The sequence below is a fragment of the Sphaerisporangium melleum genome, assembly GCF_014646695.1.
GTDB classification, from domain to species: Bacteria; Actinomycetota; Actinomycetes; order Streptosporangiales; family Streptosporangiaceae; genus Sphaerisporangium; species Sphaerisporangium melleum.
The window spans coordinates 166,473-174,662 of sequence record NZ_BMNT01000016.1 but is presented as its reverse complement, the minus strand read 5'-3'; the positions used below and the strand labels follow the sequence as shown (position 1 = coordinate 174,662).

Below are 8,190 nucleotides of genomic sequence, written 5' to 3'. Positions count from 1 at the left end.
GAGCGGACGACGGGATTCGAACCCGCGACCCTCACCTTGGCAAGGTGATGCTCTACCAGCTGAGCCACGTCCGCGTGATCGGCCGGTGAACACCCGGCCTCACGCAGAGAACTCTAGCGAATCCCGGGCCGACTCCCCAAACCGGAGCGCCCCGGTCCCGGCGGCATCGCCCGCCCTGTAAGGGGCTAACATGCAATACGCCAGTTACCTGAGCGAGAGAGTGACACCAATGCGCGACAACGAGGTCGTGGAGATCGGCCCGGAGCCGCTGAGCTTCGCCGAGGTCATCGACGTCGCCCGGGGCGGCGCCGCCGTCCGGCTGAGCGATCGGGCGATCGCGGCGATGACCGGGGCACGGGCGCGCGTCGACGAGCTGGCCGCGAGCCCCGTGCCGGCCTACGGCGTCTCGACCGGCTTCGGGGCGCTGGCCACCCGGCACATCGATCCGGCGCTGCGCGCGCGGCTTCAGCGGTCCCTGGTGCGCTCACACGCCGCCGGATCGGGCCCCGAGGTGGAGACCGAGGTCGTCCGGGCGATGATGCTGCTGCGCCTGCACACCCTGGCCACCGGGCACACGGGCGTGCGCCCGTCCACCGCCCAGACCCTCGCCGGCATGATCAGCGCCGGGATCACCCCGGTCGTCCACGAGTACGGCAGCCTCGGCTGCTCCGGCGATCTGGCCCCGCTCTCCCACGTCGCGCTCGCCCTGATGGGGGAAGGCCAGGTGCGTGACCGGGACGGCGAGCGGCAGGCCGCCGCCGAGGCGCTCAAGCGGGCCGGTCTGGAGCCGGTCGAGCTCGCCGCCAAGGAGGGCCTCGCCCTGATCAACGGCACCGACGGCATGCTCGGCATGCTCGTGCTCGCGCTGGACGACCTCACCCGCCTGCTCAAGGCCGCCGACATCGGCGCGGCGATGAGCGTGGAGGCCCTGCTCGGCACCGACCGGGTGTTCGCCGCCGAGCTGCAGGCGCTGCGCCCCCACCCCGGGCAGGCCGCCTCCGCCGCCAACCTGCGCGCCCTGCTGGCCGGCTCGGGCGTCATGGCCTCGCACCGGGACGACTCCTGCACCCGCGTCCAGGACGCCTACTCGCTGCGCTGCGCCCCGCAGGTCGCCGGCGCCGCGCGGGACACCCTCGCGCACGCCGCCACCGTGGCCGGGCGCGAGCTGGCCTCCGCCGTCGACAACCCCGTGGTGCTCGCCGACGGCCGGGTGGAGTCCAACGGCAACTTCCACGGCGCTCCCGTCGGGTACGTGCTGGACTTCCTCGCGATCGCCGTGGCCGACGTCGCCTCGATGGCCGAGCGGCGCACCGACCGCATGCTGGACGTCGCCCGCAGCCACGGCCTGCCGGCGTTCCTCGCCGACGACCCGGGCGTCGACTCCGGGCACATGATCGCCCAGTACACCCAGGCGGCCATCGTGTCGGAGCTCAAGCGCCTGGCCGTGCCCGCCAGCGTGGACTCCATCCCCAGCTCGGCCATGCAGGAGGACCACGTCTCCATGGGCTGGTCCGCCGCCCGCAAGCTGCGCCGGGCGATCGACGGACTCACCAGGGTGCTGGCCGTCGAGGTCCTCACCGCGGCCCGCGCCCTCGACCTGCGCCGCCCGCTGACCCCCGCTCCCGCGACCGGCGCCGTCGTCGACGCCCTGCGCCAGGAGGTCGCCGGGCCGGGACCCGACCGGTTCCTGGCCCCCGAGATCGAGGCGGTGACCCGCCTGGTGGCCTCCGGCGCCGTCGTGGCCGCCGCCGAGTCGATCACCGGGCCACTGGCCTGACCGCCGGGGCCCGTACCATCCGCCCGCCCGGCACGGGCGGCCGTCCGCGCGGGAGAATGCGATGGTGTACTTCGCCCATGTCGCCGGGCTGCTGGCCACCGGCCTGCGCGAGGTGACCACCGACCTCGGCGTCCTGGACGGGACGGGGTGGTGGGCCGTCGTGGTCGGCTACGAAGGCAAGGTCACCTGCGCCCGCTTCGACCACGTGCGGCCGGCGGCGCTGCCCGAGCCGACCGGCCCCTGGCCCGCGTCCCTGTCGTGGACCAGCTCGCTGGACCGGCAGGGGTATGAGGAGCGCGTCCAGCGGATCCGTGAGCACATCGGGCGGGGCGAGGTGTACCAGGCCAACCTGTGCCGGGTGCTCACCGCCGGGCTGCCCGCCGGCTCCGACCCTCTCGTCCTGGCCCATCGGCTGGCCCGCGGCAACCCCGCCCCCTACGCGGCCACCATCCGGCTGCCCGGGCTGTCGGTGGTGTCGGCCTCCCCGGAGCTCTACCTCGCGCGCGAGGGGGACGTCGTGGAGTCCGGCCCGATCAAGGGGACCGGCGCCACCGCCGCCGACCTGCTGGACAAGGACCGCGCCGAGAACGTGATGATCGTCGACCTGGTGCGCAACGACCTCGGCCGGGTCGCCCGTGTGGGCTCGGTCACGGTTCCCGCCCTGTGCCGGGTCGAGGAGCACCCCGGCCTGGTCCACCTGGTCTCCATCGTCCGGACCGAACTCGCGCCGGGACAGGGGTGGCCGGAGCTGTTCGCCGCGACCTTCCCTCCCGGCTCGGTCACCGGCGCGCCCAAGTCCTCGGCGGTTCGTATCATCAATGAACTCGAACCAGAGCCCCGGGGGCCGTACTGTGGGGCAGTGGGCTGGGTCGACGCCGACCGCCGGCGGGCCGCGCTGGCCGTGGGCATCCGCACGTTCTGGGTCGAGCATGACCTCCTCCGTTTCGGCACGGGAGCCGGGATCACCTGGGGCTCCGATCCGCGGCGCGAGTGGCGGGAGACCGAGCTGAAGGCTTCCCGCCTCGTCGCGCTCGCCTCCGGGAGAGCCTGACGGGAGCGCGGCCCCATCAAGTGAGAATGGAGATGCGACAGATGAACGTTCCGGTCTGGGTCAACGGGGAGCTGCTCGATCCCGCACAGGCCAGCGTTTCCGTCTTCGACCACGGGCTGATGGTCGGCGACGGCGTGTTCGAGACGATCAAGTGCATGAACGGCGCTTCGTTCGCCCTCACCCGGCACCTCGACCGGCTGAAGCTGTCGGCCGAGCGGCTCGGCCTGCCCGAGCCGGACCTGGACGCCATCGCGGACGGGGTGCGCGCCTGCCTGGCCGCCGCCCCGCCCTGGCCGCTCGGCCGCATCCGCGTGACCTACACCAGCGGCAACGGCCCGCTCGGCTCCGACCGCGGCAACCAGGGCACCACCTCCGTCGTCATCGTCGGCGCCCAGGCCCCGTTCCCCGAGAGCGCCGCCGTCACCGTGGTGCCGTGGCCGCGCAACGAGCGCGGTGCGCTGGCCGGCATCAAGAGCACCTCCTACGGCGACAACGCCAAGGCCCTGGCCTATGCCAAGGAGCGCGGCGGCCAGGAGGCCATCTTCGGCAACCTGGCGGGCGACCTGTGCGAGGGCACCGGCAGCAACATCTTCATCGTCCGCGACGGCACGCTGATCACCCCGACCCTGGAGTCCGGCTGCCTGGCCGGCGTCACGCGGGCGCTCGTGCTCGAGTGGCACGGCGGCGTCGAGGCCGATGTGCCCCTGTCGGTGCTGAAGGAGGCCGAGGAGGCGTTCCTGACCTCCACCACCCGTGACGTCCAGCCGATCCGCCTGGTGGACGACACCGTGCTCCCGGCCGCGCCGGGCCCGGTCACCGCCAAGGCCATGCGCGTCTTCGCCGAGCGCAGCGCCGCCGACATCGACCCCTGATCTCCTCTGGTCACTCGGGGTAGGACACCTGGGTCTGGGCGTTCAGCTCGGTCAGCTTGACCTGCTTGGCCGGATCGGTCAGCGGATCGTCGATCGCGATGACGTCCAGGCCCCGGGTGATGTCGCTGGAGTAGATGTAGCCGTTGTAGTAGTACGCCGACCACGACCCGCCCAGTTTGGGCTCCTCGTCCGCACCGCTGAGCGGCGCCGGGTCGACGTAGGCGATCTCCTTGGGGTGGTCGGGGTCGGTGAAGTCCACCACCGACACCCCGCCCTGGTACCACGCCTGCACCAGGATCGTCTTACCGGGGACCGGGAGCAGCGAGCCGTTGTGCGCGACGCAGTTCTCGGTCGCCGTCTGGTATCTCGGGATCTTGAAGAACCCCCGGCGCCGGAGCTTATGGTCGCCGGTGATGTCGTACACGGCGTCCGCTCCCCGCTTCGGCCCGGTCTTGGCGTCGCACGCCGGGGCCACGCCGCCGCCGAGCTCGTCGGAGAAGATCACCCGGGTGCCGTCGTTGCTGAACGTCGCCGAGTGCCAGATCGAGAAGTTCTCCGCGTCGGTGACCTGCTGCAGCACCTTGGGCCGCACCGGGTCGGAGATGTCCATCAGGATGCCGTTGCCCAGGCACGCGCCCGCCGCCAGGTTCTTCTCCGGGTACACCGTGATGTCGTGGCAGCCGCTGGTCGCGCCGGGCGTGGAGTCGTCGTCGGCCGCGCCGTCGGTGAACAGCACCGGCTGGGCGACGATCTTCGCCTGCGCGGGGGCGGCGACCGGGACCTCGACGATCGCGATCGAGTCGTGCGGCGGCTTGCAGGTCTGGGAGTTCTCGTCGGGGCCGAACGACGAGACGTACAGGTAGACCGTGGAGGCGTCCTTGCCCGGCACCAGCGTGTGGGTGTGCGACCCGCAGGCGGTGGCCAGCGACTTCACGTAGCGCGGATGGGTCTTGTCGGAGATGTCGAAGATCCGGACCCCCTCCCAGCCGCCGAACGGGTCGTCACTGGGCCGGCTGTCGCAGGTGTTGCCGTCCCGCGGGTCGTCCACCGACAGGAACAGCAGGTTGCCGGTGACCGAGATGTCGTTCTGCCCGCCCGGGCACACCACCCGGGTCACGATCTTCGGCTTGACCGGGTCGCTGATGTCGTGGACGGTGAAGCCCTCGTAGTTGCCGACGAAGGCGTAGTTCCCCTGGAAGGCCAGGTCGGTGCCCCACGCCTCCTCGCCGCCGAACGGCCCCGACAGCGGTACGTGCGCCACGGGCTTGGCGTTCGGGCTGCGGCGGGCGGTCTCCGGCGGGGCGGAGGCCGCGGTCGCGGTGGGGACGTCGCCCGAGGTGGCGGGGGACCGGGTCGCCGGGTTGCCGGCGCATCCTCCCAGAAGCAGGACCGCGCCCATCATGGACGCGAACATGCCGATCCGCCGCCTGCGCACAATGCCCCCCGTGGTTGGTGTCGCATATGGAAACGTGTCCCAGTATGGAAGCTATGTCGATCCGACGCCGATTGTCCGCGGTTTGGGTAACGGTTGTGCTGGTATCCGGGACGGCTTCCACGCTGGCCGGCTGCACGGGCGACGGGGCGGCACGGCCTGAAGCGCCCACGGCCGACGCCGGAGCCCCGGTCATCGTGCCCGGGGCGCCCGGGGACGCGGGACGCACCGCCGGCCCGGGGGAGCGGCCCGGCCGGACCAAGGCGGCCCCGAGCGCGGCGGACGTGCGCTTCACCGAGCGTATGGTCCCCCACCACCGGCAGGCCCTGGAGATGGCCGGACTCGCCCCCTCGCGGGCCGCCGACCCCGGCGTCAGGGGGCTCGCCGAGCGGATCTCGGTGGCCCAGCGCCCCGAGATCGAGGTGATGACGCGCTGGCTGCGCGCGCTCGGCCGCGCGCCGGCCGACGGCCATGACGGACGGGGAGCCGGGGGTGAGGGTTACGGCATGGCGAGCCTCGCCGAGATGAACGCGTTGCGCTCCGCACGCGGGACGGCCTTCGACGCGCTGTTCCTGCGCCTGATGATCAGGCACCACGAGGGGGCCGTGAAGATGGCGGGGGAGGAACTGGCGGGCGGCACCGACCAGATCCTACGCAAACTCGCCCAGGACATGGCCTCGGGCCAGCGGGTGGAGATCCTCCGGATGCGGCGGCTGGCCGGAAAGGCGTAGCCGCGGGCCTGTGGAAGCAGTGGCCGGCGGGGACCGGGGTGGTCAGGAACTCCACAGCATGTTGGTGAGCTCCTCGTCCAGGTCCATGAAGTCGGTCTCGCGGCCGGCGGACACCAGCTCGTAGGTGCGGTGCAGGAACTCGGTCAGCGGCGGCAGCGGCACCTCGAACAGCGCCTGCCCGAAGGGCGAGGTCAGGCTGATGTTCAGCGTGCGCTCGCCGTCGGTGCGGGCCGGCCATACCTGGACGTCGCCGTCGCCCACCCGCCGGACGATGCCGACGGTGAGCAGCTCGCGGGCGAAGATCCACTCGACCGGTTCGTCGTTCCCCACGTGGAAGGCCATCCTGATGGCGTACGGGTCATCGGCCGTGTAGCTCAGGCCGGCGAGCAGGGGGACGGTCGTACGGTCGGGGACCACAAGTCGAAGGCCCAGCTCGGCAGAGACGGTGGCGTTCATCGTCAGCCATGCCTTTCGTCGGTGGGTCCCCTGCGCGGGGCTTGGGTCGCGGTGCTTCGAAGGACTTCGCTCGGAGCTGTGTCTGCGGAACGAAGAGACCTGCAGGAGAGATTCCGCTCCCGGGGCCTTCTGTAACGCATATCACAGCGCGACATTTGCGCCTCTACCTGGTCAAACATCGCTTAGAGGTGCGTGTTTGCGAGGGTTTTAGCTGTCGTCCTGCCGTCCTACTGGGCATCTGCGGGTGAGTCTGAGTAAAGATCATAAGTGGTGCGATTCGGATGAGTATGGGGCATGACGATGCTATGACAACAGGGGGCCGCGCCGCCGTACTCCCGGGAACCTTTCGTGATCGGATCTCCGCTCCGCTTCGCCAGCACCCCCCGGAGTGGGGTATGGTTTTCCACGTCGGCAGGGCCTCCCAGCGAGGCCGGGCCGACGAGCAGGAGGGCGATTAGCTCAGCGGGAGAGCGCTTCGTTCACACCGAAGAGGTCACTGGTTCGATCCCAGTATCGCCCACCACGTCAAAGGCCGCTTCCCTTTCGGGGAAGCGGCCTTTGATCTTCTGTGGGAGGGCGTCGCCCGCCCGGGTGCGGGCGGGGTCAGTCCTCCTCGACCATGGCGAGCAGGTGCGGCGGGAAGCGATCGCCGGAGAAGGCTCCGGAGGGGACGAGTTCGTCCAGCCGGCGCAGGGCATTCGGCGTGAGGGATACGCCTCCGGCGGCGGCGTTCTCCGCCATGTGCGTGACGGTCTGCGCGCCCGGGATCGGTACGACGCCCTGCGCGACCAGCCAGGCGAGGGCGAGCTGGGCGAGGGAGCACCCCTCCTCCGCGGCCAGTTCCTCGATCCGCGCCACAAGGGCGGCGTTGCGCCGGAGGTTGTCCCCCTGGAACCGCGGAAGGCCCCGGCGCATGTCGTCGGGTGCCAGATCGGCTCCCGGCCTGATCGTCCCGGACAGCAGGCCCCGGCTGAACGGCCCCCAGGCCACGAAACCGATCCCCAGTTCCCGCACCGTGGGCAGGACCGAACGCTCGGGGGTCCGGCTGGCGAGGGAGTACTCGGTCTGGACGGCGGTGATCGGGTGCACCGCGTGGGCCTTCCTGATCGACGCGGAGCCGGCCTCCGACAACCCGAGGTGACGTACCTTGCCCGCCTCGACGAGTTCGGCCATGGCCGCCACCGACTCCTCTACCGGGACGGCCGGATCGACGCGGTGCAGGTAGTACAGGTCGATGTGGTCGGTGCCGAGCCGCCGTAGGCTCGCCTCGACCGCCTGGCGGATGTGCCGGGGGCTGCCGTCCAGCCGGACGCCGTCCGGCGTGCGGATGAGGCCGCACTTGGTGGCCAGCACGACCCGCTCGCGGCGGCCACCGCGTAGTCCCTTGCCGACGATCTCCTCGCTCAGACCGGCACCGTACATGTCCGCGGTGTCGAGGAAGTTCATGCCCCTTTCCAGGGCTCCGTGGATGGTCCGGATGGACTCGGCCTCGTCCGGTGCGCCGTAGAACTCGGCCATGCCCATGCAGCCGAGCCCGATGACCGGGACGTTCAGAGCTCCGCCCAGCACGGTGCGGGGAAGGAGCGAATGCGCGGCGGTGGTCATGAGTGCTCCCTGAGGTGTCGAACCGATGGGTCTTCAGACGGCGGCGAGCCTTTGCCGGCCATGAGTGAGCCCGGCCGGAACTCAGCATGCCGAACGGAGGCGTCGTCAGCCTGGTACTGGTCGTGCCAGCAGAAGGACCACCACCGAACAGGGGGGTGGAAGGAACACCGGTATCCGGCGCACAGGTAGTGATCAACCCTGGCTCGGCCGCGGACCGCTTCCCAAGACTGATCGGGGACCGTTCACCTCACCGGTCGCACCAAACG

7 protein-coding genes and 2 tRNA genes are annotated in these 8,190 nt (G+C 71.3%); 5 read left to right on the top strand and 4 right to left on the bottom strand.

What is annotated here, in order from left to right; all coding sequences use genetic code 11:
• Position 1: 1 nt before the first annotated feature.
• Positions 2-74: transfer RNA gene (locus tag IEY93_RS16215), tRNA-Gly, on the bottom strand.
• A 155-nt stretch (positions 75-229) separates the two neighbouring features.
• Here IEY93_RS16215 and hutH point away from each other — a divergent pair.
• From hutH to IEY93_RS16200, 3 genes are all read left to right on the top strand, one after another.
• Positions 230-1,777 carry a histidine ammonia-lyase gene (hutH, locus tag IEY93_RS16210; protein WP_189163885.1) on the top strand — a complete coding sequence of 516 codons (1,548 nt, stop codon included), beginning with the start codon at positions 230-232 and terminating at the stop codon, positions 1,775-1,777.
• 61 nt (positions 1,778-1,838) lie between these two features.
• Positions 1,839-2,828, top strand: a complete 990-nt coding sequence (locus IEY93_RS16205) for a chorismate-binding protein (RefSeq protein ID WP_189163884.1) — start codon at positions 1,839-1,841, stop codon at positions 2,826-2,828.
• 41 nt (positions 2,829-2,869) lie between these two features.
• On the top strand, positions 2,870-3,700 hold the full coding sequence (locus IEY93_RS16200) for an aminotransferase class IV (protein ID WP_189163883.1): 831 nt from the start codon (positions 2,870-2,872) through the stop codon (positions 3,698-3,700).
• Between the two features lie 10 nt (positions 3,701-3,710).
• On the opposite strand, the gene IEY93_RS16195 is transcribed toward IEY93_RS16200, so the two are convergent.
• Positions 3,711-5,114 (bottom strand): LVIVD repeat-containing protein, encoded by a 1,404-nt coding sequence (locus IEY93_RS16195; protein WP_229691180.1) that lies wholly within the window; start codon positions 5,112-5,114, stop codon positions 3,711-3,713.
• Between the two features lie 116 nt (positions 5,115-5,230).
• Here IEY93_RS16195 and IEY93_RS16190 point away from each other — a divergent pair, with 116 nt between their 5' ends.
• On the top strand, positions 5,231-5,863 hold the full coding sequence (locus tag IEY93_RS16190; protein ID WP_229691179.1) for a DUF305 domain-containing protein: 633 nt from the start codon (positions 5,231-5,233) through the stop codon (positions 5,861-5,863).
• A gap of 42 nt (positions 5,864-5,905) precedes the next feature.
• Here the strand turns inward: IEY93_RS16190 and IEY93_RS16185 are convergent, their stop codons facing one another.
• On the bottom strand, positions 5,906-6,319 hold the full coding sequence (locus tag IEY93_RS16185; RefSeq protein ID WP_189163881.1) for an SsgA family sporulation/cell division regulator: 414 nt from the start codon (positions 6,317-6,319) through the stop codon (positions 5,906-5,908).
• 448 nt (positions 6,320-6,767) lie between these two features.
• Here IEY93_RS16185 and IEY93_RS16180 point away from each other — a divergent pair.
• Positions 6,768-6,842: transfer RNA gene (locus IEY93_RS16180), tRNA-Val, on the top strand.
• An 80-nt stretch (positions 6,843-6,922) separates the two neighbouring features.
• Here IEY93_RS16180 and IEY93_RS16175 read toward each other — a convergent pair.
• Positions 6,923-7,924: an aldo/keto reductase gene (locus IEY93_RS16175; RefSeq protein WP_189163880.1), complete on the bottom strand. Its 1,002-nt coding sequence runs from the start codon at positions 7,922-7,924 to the stop codon at positions 6,923-6,925.
• Between the last annotated feature and the right edge of the window lie 266 nt (positions 7,925-8,190).

Coding starts and splice junctions, on each gene's coding strand:
- hutH (WP_189163885.1), top strand. CDS start 230: ATGCGCGACAACGAGGTCGTGGAGATCGGCCCGGAGCCGCTGAGCTTC.
- IEY93_RS16205 (WP_189163884.1), top strand. CDS start 1,839: ATGGTGTACTTCGCCCATGTCGCCGGGCTGCTGGCCACCGGCCTGCGC.
- IEY93_RS16200 (WP_189163883.1), top strand. CDS start 2,870: ATGAACGTTCCGGTCTGGGTCAACGGGGAGCTGCTCGATCCCGCACAG.
- IEY93_RS16195 (WP_229691180.1), bottom strand. CDS start 5,114: ATGTTCGCGTCCATGATGGGCGCGGTCCTGCTTCTGGGAGGATGCGCC.
- IEY93_RS16185 (WP_189163881.1), bottom strand. CDS start 6,319: ATGAACGCCACCGTCTCTGCCGAGCTGGGCCTTCGACTTGTGGTCCCC.
- IEY93_RS16175 (WP_189163880.1), bottom strand. CDS start 7,924: ATGACCACCGCCGCGCATTCGCTCCTTCCCCGCACCGTGCTGGGCGGA.